The sequence below is a fragment of the Nocardia brasiliensis genome (genome assembly GCF_042691675.1).
Taxonomy (GTDB): Bacteria; Actinomycetota; Actinomycetes; order Mycobacteriales; family Mycobacteriaceae; genus Nocardia; species Nocardia brasiliensis_D.
Genome location: NZ_CP170507.1, coordinates 4222750 through 4238497 on the forward strand (window position 1 = coordinate 4222750; position 15748 = coordinate 4238497).

At 69.0% G+C, this 15748-nt stretch carries 18 protein-coding genes; 9 read left to right on the top strand and 9 right to left on the bottom strand.

The annotated features are described in order from the left end of the window. Positions 1–5: 5 nt before the first annotated feature. The 6 genes from ACFK0J_RS19425 to ACFK0J_RS19450 all read right to left on the bottom strand — a co-directional run bounded on the left by ACFK0J_RS19425 (position 6) and on the right by ACFK0J_RS19450 (position 6336). Complete coding sequence (locus ACFK0J_RS19425; RefSeq protein ID WP_378742920.1) at positions 6–1676, bottom strand: DEAD/DEAH box helicase; 1671 nt, start codon at positions 1674–1676, stop codon at positions 6–8. Between the two features lie 218 nt (positions 1677–1894). After that, positions 1895–2833, bottom strand: a complete 939-nt coding sequence (locus ACFK0J_RS19430) for a M48 family metalloprotease (protein ID WP_378742289.1) — start codon at positions 2831–2833, stop codon at positions 1895–1897. 40 nt (positions 2834–2873) lie between these two features. After that, positions 2874–3263 (bottom strand): BlaI/MecI/CopY family transcriptional regulator, encoded by a 390-nt coding sequence (locus ACFK0J_RS19435; protein ID WP_029899854.1) that lies wholly within the window; start codon positions 3261–3263, stop codon positions 2874–2876. A gap of 78 nt (positions 3264–3341) precedes the next feature. Continuing rightward, a complete protein-coding gene (locus ACFK0J_RS19440) occupies positions 3342–4211 on the bottom strand; it encodes an ABC transporter ATP-binding protein (RefSeq protein ID WP_378742293.1) in 870 nt (289 codons plus the stop codon). Next, positions 4208–5293 carry a FecCD family ABC transporter permease gene (locus ACFK0J_RS19445; RefSeq protein ID WP_378742296.1) on the bottom strand — a complete coding sequence of 362 codons (1086 nt, stop codon included), beginning with the start codon at positions 5291–5293 and terminating at the stop codon, positions 4208–4210. Before ACFK0J_RS19445 ends, ACFK0J_RS19440 begins: the two co-directional genes overlap by 4 nt. Further along, positions 5290–6336, bottom strand: a complete 1047-nt coding sequence (locus tag ACFK0J_RS19450) for a FecCD family ABC transporter permease (protein ID WP_378742298.1) — start codon at positions 6334–6336, stop codon at positions 5290–5292. The genes ACFK0J_RS19445 and ACFK0J_RS19450 overlap by 4 nt, the downstream gene beginning before the upstream one ends. A gap of 107 nt (positions 6337–6443) precedes the next feature. Here ACFK0J_RS19450 and ACFK0J_RS19455 point away from each other — a divergent pair, with 107 nt between their 5' ends. The 6 genes from ACFK0J_RS19455 (at position 6444) to ACFK0J_RS19480 (ending at position 11356) form a co-directional block, all read left to right on the top strand. After that, positions 6444–7154, top strand: a complete 711-nt coding sequence (locus ACFK0J_RS19455) for a hypothetical protein (protein ID WP_218477908.1) — start codon at positions 6444–6446, stop codon at positions 7152–7154. A 400-nt stretch (positions 7155–7554) separates the two neighbouring features. Beyond that, positions 7555–8397, top strand: coding sequence for a carbonic anhydrase (locus ACFK0J_RS19460; protein ID WP_378742301.1), 843 nt, complete (start codon positions 7555–7557; stop codon positions 8395–8397). Positions 8398–8497: 100 nt separating this feature from the next. Continuing rightward, positions 8498–8887 (top strand): PaaI family thioesterase, encoded by a 390-nt coding sequence (locus ACFK0J_RS19465; protein WP_378742922.1) that lies wholly within the window; start codon positions 8498–8500, stop codon positions 8885–8887. Between the two features lie 81 nt (positions 8888–8968). After that, a complete protein-coding gene (locus tag ACFK0J_RS19470; RefSeq protein WP_355038636.1) occupies positions 8969–9271 on the top strand; it encodes an urease subunit gamma in 303 nt (100 codons plus the stop codon). 50 nt (positions 9272–9321) lie between these two features. Next, complete coding sequence (locus tag ACFK0J_RS19475) at positions 9322–9642, top strand: urease subunit beta (RefSeq protein ID WP_378742303.1); 321 nt, start codon at positions 9322–9324, stop codon at positions 9640–9642. Next, positions 9635–11356 (top strand): urease subunit alpha, encoded by a 1722-nt coding sequence (locus tag ACFK0J_RS19480; RefSeq protein WP_378742305.1) that lies wholly within the window; start codon positions 9635–9637, stop codon positions 11354–11356. Before ACFK0J_RS19475 ends, ACFK0J_RS19480 begins: the two co-directional genes overlap by 8 nt. Positions 11357–11359: 3 nt before the next feature. On the opposite strand, the gene ACFK0J_RS19485 is transcribed toward ACFK0J_RS19480, so the two are convergent. Together ACFK0J_RS19485 and ACFK0J_RS19490 are read right to left on the bottom strand one after the other, a co-directional pair. Continuing rightward, positions 11360–11932: a DUF3558 family protein gene (locus ACFK0J_RS19485; RefSeq protein ID WP_378742307.1), complete on the bottom strand. Its 573-nt coding sequence runs from the start codon at positions 11930–11932 to the stop codon at positions 11360–11362. 50 nt (positions 11933–11982) lie between these two features. After that, the gene (locus tag ACFK0J_RS19490) at positions 11983–12324 is read right to left on the bottom strand and encodes an ArsR/SmtB family transcription factor (RefSeq protein WP_378742309.1); all 342 of its coding nucleotides are present in this window, start codon (positions 12322–12324) and stop codon (positions 11983–11985) included. 458 nt (positions 12325–12782) lie between these two features. Here ACFK0J_RS19490 and ACFK0J_RS19495 point away from each other — a divergent pair, with 458 nt between their 5' ends. The 3 genes from ACFK0J_RS19495 (at position 12783) to ACFK0J_RS19505 (ending at position 14964) form a co-directional block, all read left to right on the top strand. After that, the gene (locus ACFK0J_RS19495) at positions 12783–12971 is read left to right on the top strand and encodes a hypothetical protein (protein ID WP_378742311.1); all 189 of its coding nucleotides are present in this window, start codon (positions 12783–12785) and stop codon (positions 12969–12971) included. Positions 12972–12995: 24 nt separating this feature from the next. Beyond that, positions 12996–13919: a magnesium transporter CorA family protein gene (locus tag ACFK0J_RS19500; protein ID WP_378742314.1), complete on the top strand. Its 924-nt coding sequence runs from the start codon at positions 12996–12998 to the stop codon at positions 13917–13919. A gap of 142 nt (positions 13920–14061) precedes the next feature. After that, positions 14062–14964, top strand: coding sequence for a S1C family serine protease (locus ACFK0J_RS19505; protein ID WP_378742924.1), 903 nt, complete (start codon positions 14062–14064; stop codon positions 14962–14964). A gap of 101 nt (positions 14965–15065) precedes the next feature. Here the strand turns inward: ACFK0J_RS19505 and ACFK0J_RS19510 are convergent, their stop codons facing one another. Next, on the bottom strand, positions 15066–15743 hold the full coding sequence (locus ACFK0J_RS19510) for a TVP38/TMEM64 family protein (RefSeq protein WP_378742317.1): 678 nt from the start codon (positions 15741–15743) through the stop codon (positions 15066–15068). Positions 15744–15748 lie beyond the last annotated feature (5 nt).

Here is a 15748-nt window from a genome sequence, read left to right on the forward strand (position 1 = left end):
ATCGGTCAGTTTGCCCCACGATTGCCGCGCTCCGGAGCGCGCTCTGGACGCACGGCGCGTCGTCGCCCATTCCCGGGCGTGTCGGCACCGGTCGAGCCGCCGGAGCGGCCGCTGAACCCGGAGGTAGTGCCTGCGGAACGACCCTCGAACCCCGAGGTGGAACCCGCTGAGCGGCCGGTCGATCCTGAGGTGCCTGCCGCGTTCCGCCCGGAGCTTCCCGACCCGGCCGCACGGTTCGAACCGCGCGCCCCGCCGGTCCCCGCCCCGACCTTCGCCGCGCCGCGCCCGCCCCGGCTCGCCCCGCCCCGGCTCGCCGCCGAACTGTCATCGCGAGAGGATCCCTTGACCGAACCGTCCCTCCGGCGTTCACCCGCCGAGGCCTCGGCCCGGACCGGTGCACCGCCACCGCGAGTCTCGGCCGAACCCGACCGACGGCCCGCTCCGGAGCGCCGCCGCCCGGTGCCCGAGTTCGACGCCCCTTCTGCCACAGGCTGCTTCGGCGGCGCGGGCGCGGCGACCGGTACCCCCGACGGCCGTCGCGCGCCGGTGATCTCGATCAGCCGACGATCGCCCGGCCGAACCTCGATGCCGACGATCTCCACGCCCGCTTTACGGGTCATCGTCTCGACTTCACGCCGTTCCTCGTCCATGACCAGGGTGACGACCACGCCGTCCTCGCCCGCCCGTGCGGTGCGTCCGGCCCGGTGCAAGTACGCCTTGGACTCGGCGGGCGGATCGACGTGCACGACCAGGGAAATGTTGTCGACGTGAATGCCGCGCGCCGCGACATCGGTGGTGACCAGGACCGGAATGGAGCCGTCGGCGAAGGCCGCCAGCGTGCGGGTCCGGTTGTTCTGCGCCTTGCCGCCGTGCAGCGCGCCCGCCGGAATGCCGGAGCCGCGCAGCTGCTTGGCCAGCCGATCGGCGCCGTGCTTGGTGCGCACGAACATGATCGTGAGCCCGTCGCGCGCGGCGATCTCGGCGGCGACGGTGCGCTTGGCGATCTTGTCCCGCACGTAGAGCAGGTGGTGCGTCATGGTGGCGACGGACGCGGACGCGGGGGCGGTCGAATGGGTGACGGGGGAGCGCAGGTAGCGCTTGACGAGCTTGTCCACCTCACCGTCCAGCGTGGCCGAGAACAGCAGGCGCTGACCATCTTTCGGGGTCTGGTCGAGCAGCTTGGTGACCTGCGGCAGGAAGCCCATGTCGGCCATGTGGTCGGCCTCGTCCAAGGCGGTGATCTGCACGTCGGACAGCGCCGCGGCGCCCTGCGCGATCAGATCGGCGAGCCGGCCGGGCGTGGCGATGAGCAGGTCGACGCCGCGCGCGAGCCGCTCCGCTTGCCGCCGGATCGGCGCGCCGCCGACCACGGAGGCGACCCGAAGGCCGATCGCGAGCGCGGGCTCGTCCAGGGCGCGTTCGATCTGCGCGGCCAGTTCCCGGGTGGGCACCAGCACCAGGCCGCGCGGCCTGCCCGGCTTGGTCGACCCGCTCGCCAGCCGGGCCAGCATCGGCAGCCCGAACGCGAGGGTCTTGCCGGAGCCGGTCGGGCCGCGGCCGAGGACATCCTTGCCCGCGAGCGCGTCCGGCACCGTCGCGGCCTGGATGGGGAATGGTGTCTCGATGCCGTCGCGGCGCAGTGCTTGCACGAGCACAGCGGGCAGGCCCAGGTCCATAAAGGTCACGCCGGGCGCAGCGGCGACGGGTGTCGAGGAGGTCACGGGTGGTTTGTGCCTTTCGTATGACGCGCTCGAATCCGTGCACGCGCTGTTCGGTGGGTCGGGGCGGTGACCGAGTTCCGGGGCACCGCGCGCTGCGACATCGGGTACAGCGCGAGAAGACGATGCGGCCGACCGAGCGGCGGGCCAAGGGTCCAGGATACGTCCTACGCGTGTCAGCCGTGGAACAGCCGACCCAGCTCGACGAGCCAGGGCACCGCGACGGCCATCGTCGGAACCACCAGAATGGCGGCCGAGCCGAGGTAGGCGGCACCGGCGATCCGCACGTCACCGGTGCGTCCGCTGAGTCGCTGAATGCGAATCAGGGTGGTCGGCCCACCCGCCGCGAGCGCGCCCTGCGGTGCGGTGGACTTGGAACACGCGACGAGGGCGCGGGCCAGCGGTTTCGGTCCGGTCACCTTCACCGCGGAATCGTCGGCGAGCAGTTCGATGAGTAGTTTCACCGAACCGAGCGCGGCCTTGCTGCGCACCACCCGCGGAAACGCTTCGTGCACCGCGGTGAACGCCTCGAGCACCAGGTCGTGCCGGGCCCGCAGGTGTGAGCGCTCATGGCTGACGATCGCGGTGATCTCGGCGTCGGCCAGGTTGGTCAGCGTGCCCTCGCTGATCACCACGCGCTGCCGCAGACCGGGCAGGCAGTAGGCGATCGGCTCGGTCGCGGCCAGCACCCGGATATCGGAGGCGCGGCGGCGCGGACCGCTCTGATCGAGCAGGTCGACCAGCATCCGGTGCCTGGCCCGGCGCCTGCGCGTGTGCACGCCCACCCGGACGATCGCGTAGATCAGCCGCGCACCGACCAGCAGCGTCAGCGCGAACACGAAGACATAGGCCAGCCACAGCGGCAGCCCGAGCGCGTCGATCTCGCGGGTGGGTGCGGTGGTGGGCCTGCCGTCGGGTCCGGGCACGAGCAACTCGGCGGCGATGGCCAGACCGGAGCCGAACGCGCTGAGCACGGCGGCCAGCGCGATCGCCTGCCAGAGCACGAGCGCGGCACGGGGCGTCCGGTATGTCCAGGTCGCCCGGCTGAGCAGGGCCGGAGCAGGCCCCGCGAGAAGCAATGCGAGTCCGGCGAATACCGGCGCGGTTGCGTTCATCGACTCAGCTCACTGCGTTGGGGGCCAGGACCCGAGAAGTCTACTGCGGTGGCGGTGTGTCCTCGGATGCTTCGAGCTTAGCGAGTGCCTCCCGCAGCGCGGCAGCCTCATCCTTGCCGACCTGTTCCACGAAGTGCACCAGCGCGGCGGCGCGGCTGCCCGCCGCGTCGGCCTGTTGCAGCGCGTCCACCATCAGGCTCGCGACGAGTTCGTCGCGAGTGTGCACCGGCGCGTAACGATGAGCACGGTCGTCACGCTGCTGGACCACGAGATTCTTCTTCGCGAGTCGTTGCAGCACCGTCATCACCGTGGTGTACGCGAGCTCGCGGCGTGCGGCCAATGCCTCGTGCACCTGCCGGACTGTCTGCGGTTCGTCGGTCGACCACAACTGGTCCATGACCGCTTTCTCGAGTTCACCAAGTCCTGCCATTCCCCAATTTTACGGACTCAACGACGCGCATGCGTACTACAGGGTGTCGTAACTATGGAATAGCTGGTGTGTCATTTGTCATACGGACGCGGATTCGGGCATGACGGGCCCGCCTGCCTTGCCGAGAACATGGCGGGTGCCGATCGGCACGACCATCGGTCGGCCGGAGACCGGATCCCGCAACACCGAGGCGTCGAGGTCGAAAACTTCGCGCAGCAGGGCGACGTCGATGATGTCGGCGGGGCGGCCCTGCGCGACGATCCGGCCGTCCCGCATGACGATCAGCTCGTCGCTGTAGCGGATCGCGAGATTGAGGTCGTGCAGCACCATCACCACGGTGCGGCCGAGCTCGGCGTGCAGCCGATCGACCAGGTCGAGCACGTCCACCGCGTGCGCGAGGTCGAGGTAGGTGGTCGGCTCGTCGAGCAGCAGGATGTCGGTGCCCTGCGCCAATGCCATGGAAATCCAAGCCCGTTGGCGTTGGCCGCCGGAGAGCTCGTCGAGGGCGCGGTCGGCGAGGTCGGCGATGCCGGTCTGCTCGAGCGCGGTCAGCACCTCGGCTTCGTCGGTGGCCGACCACTGCTGGAACCACGACTGATGCGGATGACGCCCGCGCGCAACGAGATCGGCGACGGTGAGGCCTTCCGGCGCGACCGGTGACTGCGGCAGCATGCCGATCACCCGGGCCACGTCCTTGGTCTTCATCGTCGAAATGGCCTTGCCGTCCAACAACACTCGGCCGTGCTGCGGGCGCAGCAGTCGGCCGAGCGAGCGCAGCAGCGTGGATTTGCCGCAGCCGTTCGGGCCGATCACCGTGGTGATCACGCCGGGAGCGATATCGAGGGAGAGACCGTCGATGATCACCCGGTCGCCGTAGGCGAGCTTGACGTCGTCGGCGGCAAGCCGGGTCAGTGCCCGGTCCGCGCTGGTCGCAGCGTCTGTGGTCATGACAGCGTCGCCTTCCGATTCATTCGCACGAGCAGATACAGCAGGAACGGCCCACCGAAGGCGGCGGTCACGATGCCCACCGGCAGGTCGGCCGGGAACACCGAGCGGGATGCCACATCCGCGCCGACCACCAGGATGGCACCGATGAGCGCGGACCCGATCAGTGGTTCGCCGGGAGTGCGCAGGACGCGCCGCGCGATCTGCGGCGCGGCCAGCGCCACGAAGCTCACCGGCCCGACGACCGCGGTCGCCACCGAGGAGCCGACCACCGCCGCGCCGATCAGGATCGCCTGCTGGGTCTGGATTCGCACACCGAGCGAGCGGGTGGTGTCGGCGCCGAGCCGAAGCGCGGCCAGCGTGCGCGCCGAGCCGAGCGCGACCACCACCACGATCGCGAGCGCGAATGCCGCGGGGAGCAAACCGGATCGGTCGGCGTTGTTGAGAGAACCGTTGAGCCACAACTGCGCTCGCTGGGCGTCTTGCAGGCTGGCGCGGGTGAGCAGCCAGCTGATGCCGGACAGCAGCAGCGCGTTCATGCCGACGCCGATCAAGACCAGGCGCATTCCGGTGACGCCCCGATCGCCGGTCGGGCTGCGCCCCCAGGCCAGCAGGTAGATCGCCGCGGCGGTGAGCAGACCGCCCGCCAGCGCGGCCAGCGGTCCGCCGAGGGTCGCGGCCAGGCCGCTGCCGCCGCCGATCACCAGCACCGTGACGGCGCCGAAGCTCGCACCGGCGGTGATGCCGAGCATGTCCGGCGCGGCCAGGGGGTTGTGCAGGATGGACTGGGTGATCGCCCCCGCGAGTCCGAGCGCCGCACCGACCACCAACGCGGTGAGCGCCCGCGGCAGCCGGGAATCGAGCACGATGAACCGCTGCGCTCTGGTCCCGCCGCCGGTCAGGACGTCGATCACCCGACCGAGCGGGATGTGTGATTCACCGGTGGCGATGTCGAGGCAGAACAGCAGGAGCATCGCCGCGGCCAGCGCGGCGACCACCAGCACCATGACCGGGCGCAGCACCAGTGAAACGGGCCCGACCCGCAGCGCGGGCCGAATGCTCTCGGTCTTCAGCGACAGTGTCACAGGCTCACCAACTTCCGACGCCGCACGAACGCGATGAAGAACGGGGCGCCGACCGCGGCCAGCATGACACCCACCTGGAGCTCGCCTGGCCGGGCCACCACCCGTCCGATGATGTCGGCGATCAGCAGCAGTAACCCGCCGATCACGCCGGAATACGGGATGAGCCAGCGATAGTCCGGTCCGGTGATGACCCGGGCGAGGTGCGGCACCACGAGCCCGAGGAACGCGATCGGACCGACCGCCGCCGTCGCCGCACCGGACAGCAGCACGATCGCGGCCAGACCGAGGGCGCGACTGCGGCCGATGTTCACCCCGAGCCCGCGCGCGACCTCGTCGCCGAGACTGAGCAGGTTCAACCCGGGCGAGGCCACCAGCGCCAGCAGCACCCCGAACGCCAGGAATGGCAGTACCTGCCACAACACCGCGGCGTCGCGGCCCGCTACCGAGCCGACGACCCAGAATCGGTAGGTGTCCAGCGCCGTAGGATCCAGGAGCACAACGGCATTCGTCATCGCCTGCAAAAACGCGGTGACTGCAGCCCCGGCCAGCACCAGACTCAGCGGGCTCGCCTTGCCGCCACCGACCGCCGACGCCCCGAACACCACCAGCCCGGCGATCAGCGCGCCCGCGAAGGCGAACCAGATGTATTGCTCCGGTGAGGTGAACCCGAACAGGTAGATGCTCAGCGCCGCAAGGAAGGCCGCACCGGCGTTCAGGCCGAGCAGCCCGGCGTCGGCGAGTGGGTTGCGCGTGTAGCCCTGGATCAGCGCGCCCGCGATGCCCAGCGCCAGCCCGGTGACCAGTGCCAGTGCCGTGCGAGGCAGCCGAAGTCCACGTACGATTTCCTCGGCGGTGGAACCGGCCGGACAGCTGAACGGTCCGCCCGGGCAGGTGACCGCGTTGTGCACGGCGTCGTAGACGGTGCCCGGCGAGAGTGACCTGGTGCCGATCGCGATGCTGGCGAGCACGGTGAGCAGGAGTAGCGCGGTCAGGACGACGAGCCCGGAAAGACGCCGCCGCCGTACGGTGCCAAGCGTGGTCACGGTGACGAACTACTCCTGAGATTCGATGTAGCAGAGTACTGATTGGTCTGGTAAGCCTAACCTATCTTGCGGTGCGTACCGCGACGGCCAATCCTCGAGGAGGTTCAATGCCCGAGCTCATGACCACCTGCCCGCCACGCCATACGCAGATGGCGTTCGAGCGCACGTGTGACAGGTTGCGCGCCTTGCAACCTGAGCATCCGCGTGTGTATGCGGTGGCGGCGATGGTCGAGCAGGGCAAACGTCGCTGGTGGCGGCTGGCCGACGGGGTGCGCGAGGGTCGCATCGAACTGATGTATCGCAGGCACGCGGCGGAGATGATCCGCGCCGATGTCGCGGCGGAAGTGGTGGCGACCGCGCTGATCCACGCGGTGGTCGGCCGGGTGGTCGCCCTGCTGGTGGCCGAGGGGCGGGCCTGGGATCCCGGTCTGGAGAACCTGTGGATCCACACCGACAACGACGGCGGCATCGACTGGGCCGGACTGGGGGACACCACCATCCGGGTGGTCGACGGTGATCCGCTGGCCGGCGAATCCGGCGCGGTGACGCTGCCGTGCGAGGGCGCCATGTATGTCTGGCTGGCGCACCGCTGCGAGCCCTCGCTGACGCTGATCCAGTCGAGCATGGCCCGCTACTCGGGTCTGAGCGCGCGCCGATTCTGGTTGCTCGTCGGTGAATCCATCGCGGGCGCTTCGACATACGTGCCGGAGCTCGCGCGTACCGACGCGGTCGTGGGGACGCGTCGCGGTCAAGGGATGTTGGCAGCATTGGAGCGGCGTGGATTGCCGGTTCGGCGCACGACGGGCTTGCTTAGTTAGGTAAGCCTGACCTATACTCGGAACCGGCGTACGGATTGGTCGAGAGTCCCGAGGGCTGCGGTGACCCCTGATCCATTGCCGCGATGGGCTCCACCGTTCAACGGTGGAGCCCATCGCTCTGTGTTGGTGACCGCTCGGTGGTGTGTGACCTATCTCGCTTTTCATTTTCTGGCGTGGCGCGTTTTCCCGGGTCTACTGTGACCGCCGACACGGATACGAAAACCCCTGACCCCGTGGGGTATTCGTCCCATTCCGCGCAGACCGGCGTGCCGACCACCGCCGCGTAGCCGATCGGCTCGGTGCCCGTGTCGCCGACCCTCGGTGCGCCCGCGCGCACCGCATCCGAGTCGCCGACGCGCGTTTGCCTTGTCCGGCAGACGTTCTCGCCGTCGCTCACGTTGTGCCTAGGAAGTGGTGCCGGGTGCTCGCCGAATCGTCCCGTATCCGTTCGTTCGCGGCTGTCCTGTCCGCGGCCGCGCTGCTACTCGTCCCCGCCTGCGGTGGCGATCAGGTGCAGCTGCGCAGCCAGGTCGACCGGCCGGGCGGCGCCGCCGCCGCGCCGCACTGGGACTACGACGCCGAAGGTCCCGATCATTGGGCCGAGCTCGATCAGGAGTTCGTGACCTGCCGGAGCGGGCACGAACAGTCGCCCATCGATCTGCCGGGCCACACCCGCTCGGACCCGGTCGAGCACATCAGCCTCGACTACGGCACGGTGCCCACGGTGCGGCTGGTCAACAACGGGCACACCGTGCAGGCAAACTTCCAGCCTGGCAACGGAAATCGCCTCGTCACCGGGGAAGTGCCGTACGAGCTCACCCAGTTCCACTTCCACCTGCCGAGCGAACACACCATCGACGGCGCGGGCGCCACCATGGAATTGCACCTGGTGCACAAGAGTAGTGCGGGCAAGATCGCCGTGCTCGGCGTCCTGTTGCGGGCGGCGGACGGACCCTCGGCATTCGACTCGATCCTCACGGCCGCACCGGAAGTGACCGATGCCGAAGCGACCGTCGAAGGCGCCGTGGACCTGCGTGCGCTGCTGCCCGCCGATCTCGACCAATTCCGCTATCAGGGTTCGCTCACCACACCGCCGTGCAGCGAGGGTGTCTCATGGACCGTGCTCGAGCATCCGGTCCCGGTGGCGACCGCTGCCGCGGACCGATACCGAATCCTGTTCGCGCACAGCAATCGTCCGATCCAGCCGCTGAACGGACGATCGGTCACCCTGGCGGGCGGGTGAGCCAGCGGTAATCGGCCGCGGGGGCTGTGCAAAAGTGGACCGCATGACAGAGCAGGAGACCCAGACGGCCGCGTGGCTGGCGAACATCACGCCGGAGTTGATGACCAAGGCCAGCGAAGGCACGTTCACCGACCTGATCGGCCTGCATTACACCGAAGTGAGTCCGGAGCGGGTGCGCGCCGAGTGGACCGTCAAGCCGCACCTCTACCAACCGGCGGGCATCCAGAACGGCGGCGTGTACTGCACCGTCATCGAGACGCTCGCCAGCGTCGGCGGCGGCGTCTGGTACGGCGGCCGGGGCACGGTCGTCGGCGTGAACAACAACACCGATTTCCTGCGCGCGGTCCGCGACGGCACCCTCACCGGCGAGGCCACTCCGGTGCACCGCGGCCGGTTGCAGCAGCTGTGGCAGGTGGTGATCACCGACGAGCAGGACCGGCTGGTGGCCCGCGGCCAGGTGCGGCTGCAGAACCTGCCCGCCGAGGCCTGACCGGGCGCTCGCCCCGAGCTATCGGAACGGGCGTGCCAGAATGTCCGTCACCTATCCACCCCGACCCGGTGAGGAGCCCGGATGCGACTGTCGCCGCATGAGCAGGAACGGCTGCTGCTGAGCTACGCGGCCGAGCTGGCCCGGCGCAGGCAGGCCCGTGGGCTCAAGTTGAACCACCCGGAGGCCGTCGCGCTGATCACCGACCACGTGCTCGAGGGCGCGCGGGACGGTCGCTCGGTCGCCGAGCTGATGTCATCCGGCCGAACAGTTCTCACGCGTTCCGACGTGATGGAGGGCGTGCCGGAGATGATCCACGACGTCCAGGTCGAGGCCACCTTTCCGGACGGCACCAAGCTGGTGACCGTCCACCATCCGATCGGCTAGGAGGGCCGCATGACAGACCACGGCGAAGCCCTCGACTGGGCGTGCACGCCATGATTCCCGGGGAGTACTTCTGTGCCGAGGGCACCATCGAGTTGAACGCCGGTGCCGATCGGATCGGGCTCGACGTGGTCAATACGGGCGACCGTCCGGTGCAGGTCGGCAGCCACGTGCACTTCCCGCAGGCCAACGCCGCGCTGCGCTTCGACCGCGTCGCCGCGCACGGCCGGCGGCTGGATATCCCGGCGGGCACCGCGGTGCGTTTCGAACCGGGTCTCGGACAGCGGGTTTCGCTGGTCCCGCTCGGCGGCACCCGCGAAGTGCACGGCATCAGCCTGAACCCGCCCGGACACCTGGATGGACCGCATGAGTGAACTGAGCCGCGCCCGCTATGCCGAACTGTTCGGCCCGACGACCGGTGACCGAATTCGCCTGGCCGACACCGACCTGCTGATCGAGATCACCGAAGACCGCAGCGGCGGACCGGGTCTCGCGGGCGACGAGGCGGTCTTCGGTGGCGGCAAGGTGCTGCGCGAATCCATGGGGCAGTCCCGCGCCACCCGAGCCGAGGGCACCCCGGACACCGTGATCACCGGCGTGGTCATCGTCGACCACTGGGGAATCATCAAGGCCGATGTCGGTATTCGGGACGGCCGCATCTGCGCCATCGGCAAGGCGGGCAACCCGGACACCATGGACAGGGTGCACCCCGACCTGGTGGTCGGCCCGTCCACCGAGATCATCGCGGGCAATGGGCGCATCCTCACCGCGGGCGCCATCGACTGCCACGTGCACTTCATCTGCCCGCAGCTGATGGACGAGGCGCTCGGCGGCGGCATCACCACCCTGATCGGCGGCGGCACCGGCCCCGCCGAGGGCAGCAAGGCGACCACGGTCACGCCCGGCTCCTGGCACCTGGCCCGGATGTTCGAGGCCACCGACGGCTGGCCGCTGAACATCGTGCTGCTCGGCAAGGGCAACACGGTCAGCGCCGAGTCCATGTGGGAGCAATTGCGCGCCGGCGCATCGGGTTTCAAGCTGCACGAGGACTGGGGTTCCACCCCGGCCGCGATCGACGCCTGCCTCACCGTCGCCGACGCGGCGGGCGTGCAGGTGGCGCTGCACTCGGACACGTTGAACGAGGCCGGTTTCGTCGAGGACACCCTCGGCGCCATCGCGGGACGAGGCATCCACGCCTACCACACCGAGGGCGCGGGCGGCGGGCACGCGCCCGACATCATCACGGTCGCAGCGCATCTCAACGTGCTGCCCAGCTCGACCAACCCGACTCGCCCGCACACCGTCAACACCCTCGACGAGCACTTGGACATGCTCATGGTGTGCCACCACCTCAGCGCGTCCATCCCGGAGGATCTCGCGTTCGCCGAGAGCCGGATTCGCCCGTCCACCATCGCCGCCGAGGACCTGCTGCACGACCTCGGCGCGATCTCGATGATCGGCAGCGACTCCCAGGCCATGGGCCGGATCGGCGAGGTGGTCATGCGCACCTGGCAGACCGCGCACGTGATGAAGCGCCGCCGCGGCGCGCTGCCCGGCGACGGCGCCGCCGACAATGCCCGCGTCCAGCGCTACATCGCGAAATACACCATCTGCCCGGCCGTGGCGCACGGCCTCGACCACGAGATCGGTTCCGTGGCGGTCGGCAAGCTCGCCGACCTGGTGCTGTGGGAGCCCGCCTTCTTCGGCGTCCGCCCGCACGCCGTGCTCAAGGGCGGTGCCATCGCCTGGGCGGCGATGGGCGACGCCAACGCGTCCATCCCGACGCCGCAACCGGTACTGCCGCGCCCGATGTTCGGTGCGGCACCACTCGTCGCGGCCGCCACCTCGCTGCACTTCGTCTCCGAGCAAGCCATCGACGACGGCCTCGCCGACCGGCTGCGGGTCAACCGAAAACTGGCCCCTGTCAAGAATGTTCGGGATCGCAAGAAGACCGACATGCCCCATAACGACGCGATGCCGCGCATCGAGGTGGACCCGGACACCTTCACCGTCCGCATCGACGGCGAGGTCTGGACCGAGCAACCCGCCACCGAACTCCCGATGGCACAGCGCTATTTCCTGTTCTGAGCGTTACGGCGACAGGTCGACCATCATCGTGGCCAGCTCGAGCGCGGCCGCGCAGGGATCGAGTGATGTTGTGCGCGAAAGGTTCTGGACGCGCCAGGTGATAGCGCCGTTGGACGCGGCGACAACGGCGCAGCCGGTGGGGTCGTGCGGGTCGCGGACGTAGAACGCGGTCGCGGTCACCGTGCCGAGCACGTGTTTGGTGATCACCATGTGTTCGGTCTGGAAACCGTCCGACCTGGCGCGGTCCCACAGTTGCTGGAGCGAGTCCGTGGCGGAGAAGGTGAAGCTGATGTCGGCGCCGCCGGCGCCGATCTGGGCAGCCCACCGGCAGGCCCGCGGAGTGTGCTGCGCGATGAGCTGGTCGGCGTGGACGGCGTCGCTGATCTGCTGGGTGGACAGCGGCGCGCAGTCGGCGAACGGGTCGGCGGGCGCCGTGCGGGCGGCCTCCGGTGGGGTACCGCTGCTACATCCGGTCAGCAATCCGGCCAGGGCAATGGCGGCAAGTCCGGCATTGCGGACAGAGAACGGGATCATCACCGCTCCCTTCTGGATCATCAACGGGTCAGACCAGGTCACGGTACCGAGCAGTACTCGACCATGCGACCTGAGCAGGCGCGATCTTGCTCTCAGTGGTCGAGATCGCCGGGCAGTGACCCGCCGCGCAGGCGATGGTGGCGGAAGGCGAGGCGGACGATATCGGCGATGCCCGGGTCGGCGATCGTGTAGACATTGCGCCTGCCCTCTTTACGCACATGCACCAAACCGGCCAGTTTGAGTTTGGCGAGGTGCTGGCTGACCGCGGGCACGGTCTGGCCGATGTCGGTGGCCAGCGTGCCGACGTCGCGTTCCCCTTGGCTCAGCAACCAGAGGATCTGCAGCCGGGCGGTGGCCGCGAGCATGCCGAAAACCGCTGCCGCGTCCTCTAGTTGAGCCGCCGGGATGGGGCCCGGCTCGCCGTGCTCGGTCACGTCCGCCTCCAACCTGTCGGTAGCGTGGCACGGAGTCGAATACTTGCGCAACTGATTGACGAACCCCGGGCGACGGGTTTCTAATGATGGGTGCGCAATTCTGCGTAGATGAGCAACCAACGCAGTGTCTTTATCAACGAAGTGGGGTGAGCGGCTGATGCCGGTTGACAGTATCGACGTCTCTAGCCGGGCCGCCCTAGCGAAACGGGTTGTGCCGGTTCGTCGTTGATCTGCCCGCGCGATCCGCGGCCGAGGATGACCGGTCGGCCGATCGCCTGACGCGGCACCGATTTTCAGCATTCTTCGACCCGACAGGTGCGCGTACGGCGCGGGCCTGACAGTTCGATGCGATCGTCCCGGACGGCCGCACCGATGTCCGGGCGCGGCTGCACACTGCCCGCGTCCGGGCTAGGCGCGCGCCGTTACCACCAGACGCTACGAAGTATTGGAGTTCCGCCATGGCGACCATGTTCAAGAGGGCCGAAACAGCGCACCGCGCACCGAATCTGGAACGTCAGTCGATCTGGTTCACGATCGGGCTCTACCTGCTGATCAGTGCCGGACTGCTGACGATGCATTATGCGCACCCGCAGGGGCCAGTCGGCTCGTCGTCGGTCTCACCCGCGCACGCGTCCTACGGCCAATAGCCGATGCGTGCCCGCAGTAGCGCCATGGCCGCCGACCGGTTCGATACCGAAGTCCTGCAACAACATTGGATACCGCTGGCGTCCTCGGACGCCGACACCGCCGCGGTGCTGCGGGAGCGGTTGGGTGTGGACTTCGCGGCAGCCCGGAATCGGGTCTGGGAAACGGATAACTTCCTCTACTTGCCGGTGGTCGCGAACTACAAGCGCGGCGACACGATCGAACGCGAGACGATCGTCTTCGCGCTCGGCACCGAATTCCTGGTGACGCTGCAACCCGACGAGCACTTCGTGCCGTTCGACAAGGCGATCGCGAAGATGCGCCGCAACCCGGCCCTCACCGGCTCCGCGCACGGCGTGATGTACGCGCTGCTGTGGGCCCTCAACGAGGCCTCCGAGCGGGTCATCTACTACGCGAGCGACGCGCTGGAGGCGATGACCGACGACATCGAGATGGCCACCAACGGCTACGACCAGCGCGGTCGCGAGATCGGTGTCGCCGACATGCGCGGCACCATGTCGCGGATGAACACCGCCGAGGAAATCGTCTCGCGCACCCAGGAAACCCAGCTCCAATTAGCCCGTGCCGCAAGGCATCTGATGGCCGACATCACCGTGCACAGCGCTGCGCTGGAGAGTCTGATCGCCATCCTGATCGCCGACATCGACGGGGTGAAACAGCATGCGGGCTTCGAACACGACAAGGTCCGCTACCTGCAGCAGTCGGTGATGACCTGGCTGGATGTCAAGCAGAACCAGATCGTCAAGGTGTTCACCATCATCACCGCGGTCTTCCTGCCGCCCACCCTGATCGCCACTTTCTACGGCATGAACTTCACCTGGATGCCGGAACTGGAATGGCAGCACGGCTTCCTCGCCACCACCCTGATGACCTTGGTGGCGGCGGTGATCCCGCTGGTCTACATCAAACGAAAAGGCTGGTTGCGCTGAGCGGCTACGGCAGTTGGTCGACGAGCGCATCCGTTGCGCCTGCGGTGAATACGGTGCGCACCGCGCCGAGTCCGGGCATGCTGGAGGGGTTGGCGTAAACGGGTAATCAGGGGTGGTGGTCACTGTGGACGACGAAGCCGCGATGGATGCCTATTCGCGCACGGTGATCGCGGTCGCCGCCTCGATCACGCCACACGTTGCCAGCGTGCGGACCAGGCGCGGGCACGGATCGGCGGTGGTGTTCACCGAGGACGGCTTCCTGCTGACCAACGCGCACGTGATCGGGTCGGCCACCGGGGGAGAGGTGGTGTTCGCCGACGGGGTGGAAGCCCGGTTCGATGTGGTCGGCGTGGATCCGCTGTCCGATCTGGCGGTGCTGCGCTCCCGTAACGGCGCCCCGGGGGCGGTGACGCTCGGCGATGCCGACGAGCTTGTCGTGGGTCAGCTGGTGGTCGCCGTCGGCAGCCCGCTCGGCCTCGCGGGCTCGGTCACCGCCGGGGTGGTGAGCGCGCTCGGCCGGGCCGTACCGGTCGCCTCGCGCCGGGCAGGGCGGGTGATCGAGGACGTGATCCAGACCGATGCCGCGCTCAATCCCGGCAATTCCGGTGGCGCGCTGTCGGATTCGTCGGGCCGGGTGGTCGGCATCAATACCGCCGTCGCGGGCATCGGTCTGGGACTGGCGATTCCGATCAACGCGACCACCCGTCGCATCATCGGCTCGCTGCACACCGACGGCCGGGTACGTCGCGCCTACCTGGGTTTGGTCGGCATGCCCGCACCGCTGCCCGCGGCGGTCGCCGCGCGCACGGGACAGTCGGCCGGGGTGCGGATCATGGAGGTGGTGCGCGGCGGCCCCGCCGACCAGGCCGGATTGCGGCGCGGCGATCTGGTGCTGAGCGTCGCCCGCGCCGAAGTCCATGACGCACAAGGTATTCAACGGCAGCTGTTCGCCGACGCGATCGGCACCAAACTACCGGTGACGGTGCTGCGCAACGGCGCGATGGTGGACGTGATCGCCGTCCCGATCGAACTGACCGTCGACTGACCGGAGCTGACGCAGCCAGCCGCGCACCTTCTGTTCCGCCGCGCACCGAATCGCCAGCGATTTCGTGCGCGGCGGCGCAGAGGGTGCGCGCCAGGGAGGGGCTAGTCGGCGACGGTGACGGGGGTAGGGACTTCGGCGGGCGCGTTGTTCCATCGCGCGTCGACGACCAGGCCGATGAGGCCGATGGCAACCAGCGCGCCGGAGAACACGATCATCGCCGGATGGGTGGTGCCGGTGAGCGCGTCGCCGAGGATGACCGTTCCGACGGTGCCGGGCAGCACGCCGACCAGCGTGGCGATCATGTACGGCCAGAAGCGGATCGAGGACAATCCGCAGCAGTAGTTGATCACCGAGAACGGCACCGGCGCGATCAGGCGCAACGAGCCGACGGCGAGCCAGCCGCGCCGCCGCAGCCGATCATCGACGGCCCGCACGGCCGGATGGGTGAGGCGCGAGGCCACCTGCTCGCGGTCCAGCGCGCGCACCAGCAGGATGGCGAGCGCGGCACTGACCGTCGTCGCACCCACGGCGAGCGCGATGCCGAGTATCGGCCCGAACAACAGTCCGGCGCTCACGGTGAACACGGTGCGCGGGATCGGCGCGACCGTCACCAGCGCGTGGACCACGAAGAACAGCAACGGAAATATCGGGCCGACCGAGGTTGCCCAATCCTGGATCTGCCGCGGACTCGGCAGCGGGACCAGCAGCGCCGCGACGAACAACACGAGCGCGCCGACGAGCAGCCCGAGCACGCGCGGGTCACGGATCAGCCTGGTCACCGGGG

Coding starts and splice junctions, on each gene's coding strand:
- ACFK0J_RS19480 (WP_378742305.1), top strand. CDS start 9,635: ATGAGTGAACTGAGCCGCGCCCGCTATGCCGAACTGTTCGGCCCGACG.
- ACFK0J_RS19430 (WP_378742289.1), bottom strand. CDS start 2,833: ATGAACGCAACCGCGCCGGTATTCGCCGGACTCGCATTGCTTCTCGCG.
- ACFK0J_RS19455 (WP_218477908.1), top strand. CDS start 6,444: ATGCCCGAGCTCATGACCACCTGCCCGCCACGCCATACGCAGATGGCG.
- ACFK0J_RS19425 (WP_378742920.1), bottom strand. CDS start 1,676: ATGGACCTGGGCCTGCCCGCTGTGCTCGTGCAAGCACTGCGCCGCGAC.
- ACFK0J_RS19465 (WP_378742922.1), top strand. CDS start 8,498: ATGACCAAGGCCAGCGAAGGCACGTTCACCGACCTGATCGGCCTGCAT.
- ACFK0J_RS19435 (WP_029899854.1), bottom strand. CDS start 3,263: ATGGCAGGACTTGGTGAACTCGAGAAAGCGGTCATGGACCAGTTGTGG.
- ACFK0J_RS19475 (WP_378742303.1), top strand. CDS start 9,322: ATGATTCCCGGGGAGTACTTCTGTGCCGAGGGCACCATCGAGTTGAAC.
- ACFK0J_RS19440 (WP_378742293.1), bottom strand. CDS start 4,211: ATGACCACAGACGCTGCGACCAGCGCGGACCGGGCACTGACCCGGCTT.
- ACFK0J_RS19500 (WP_378742314.1), top strand. CDS start 12,996: ATGGCCGCCGACCGGTTCGATACCGAAGTCCTGCAACAACATTGGATA.
- ACFK0J_RS19470 (WP_355038636.1), top strand. CDS start 8,969: ATGCGACTGTCGCCGCATGAGCAGGAACGGCTGCTGCTGAGCTACGCG.
- ACFK0J_RS19505 (WP_378742924.1), top strand. CDS start 14,062: ATGGATGCCTATTCGCGCACGGTGATCGCGGTCGCCGCCTCGATCACG.
- ACFK0J_RS19495 (WP_378742311.1), top strand. CDS start 12,783: ATGGCGACCATGTTCAAGAGGGCCGAAACAGCGCACCGCGCACCGAAT.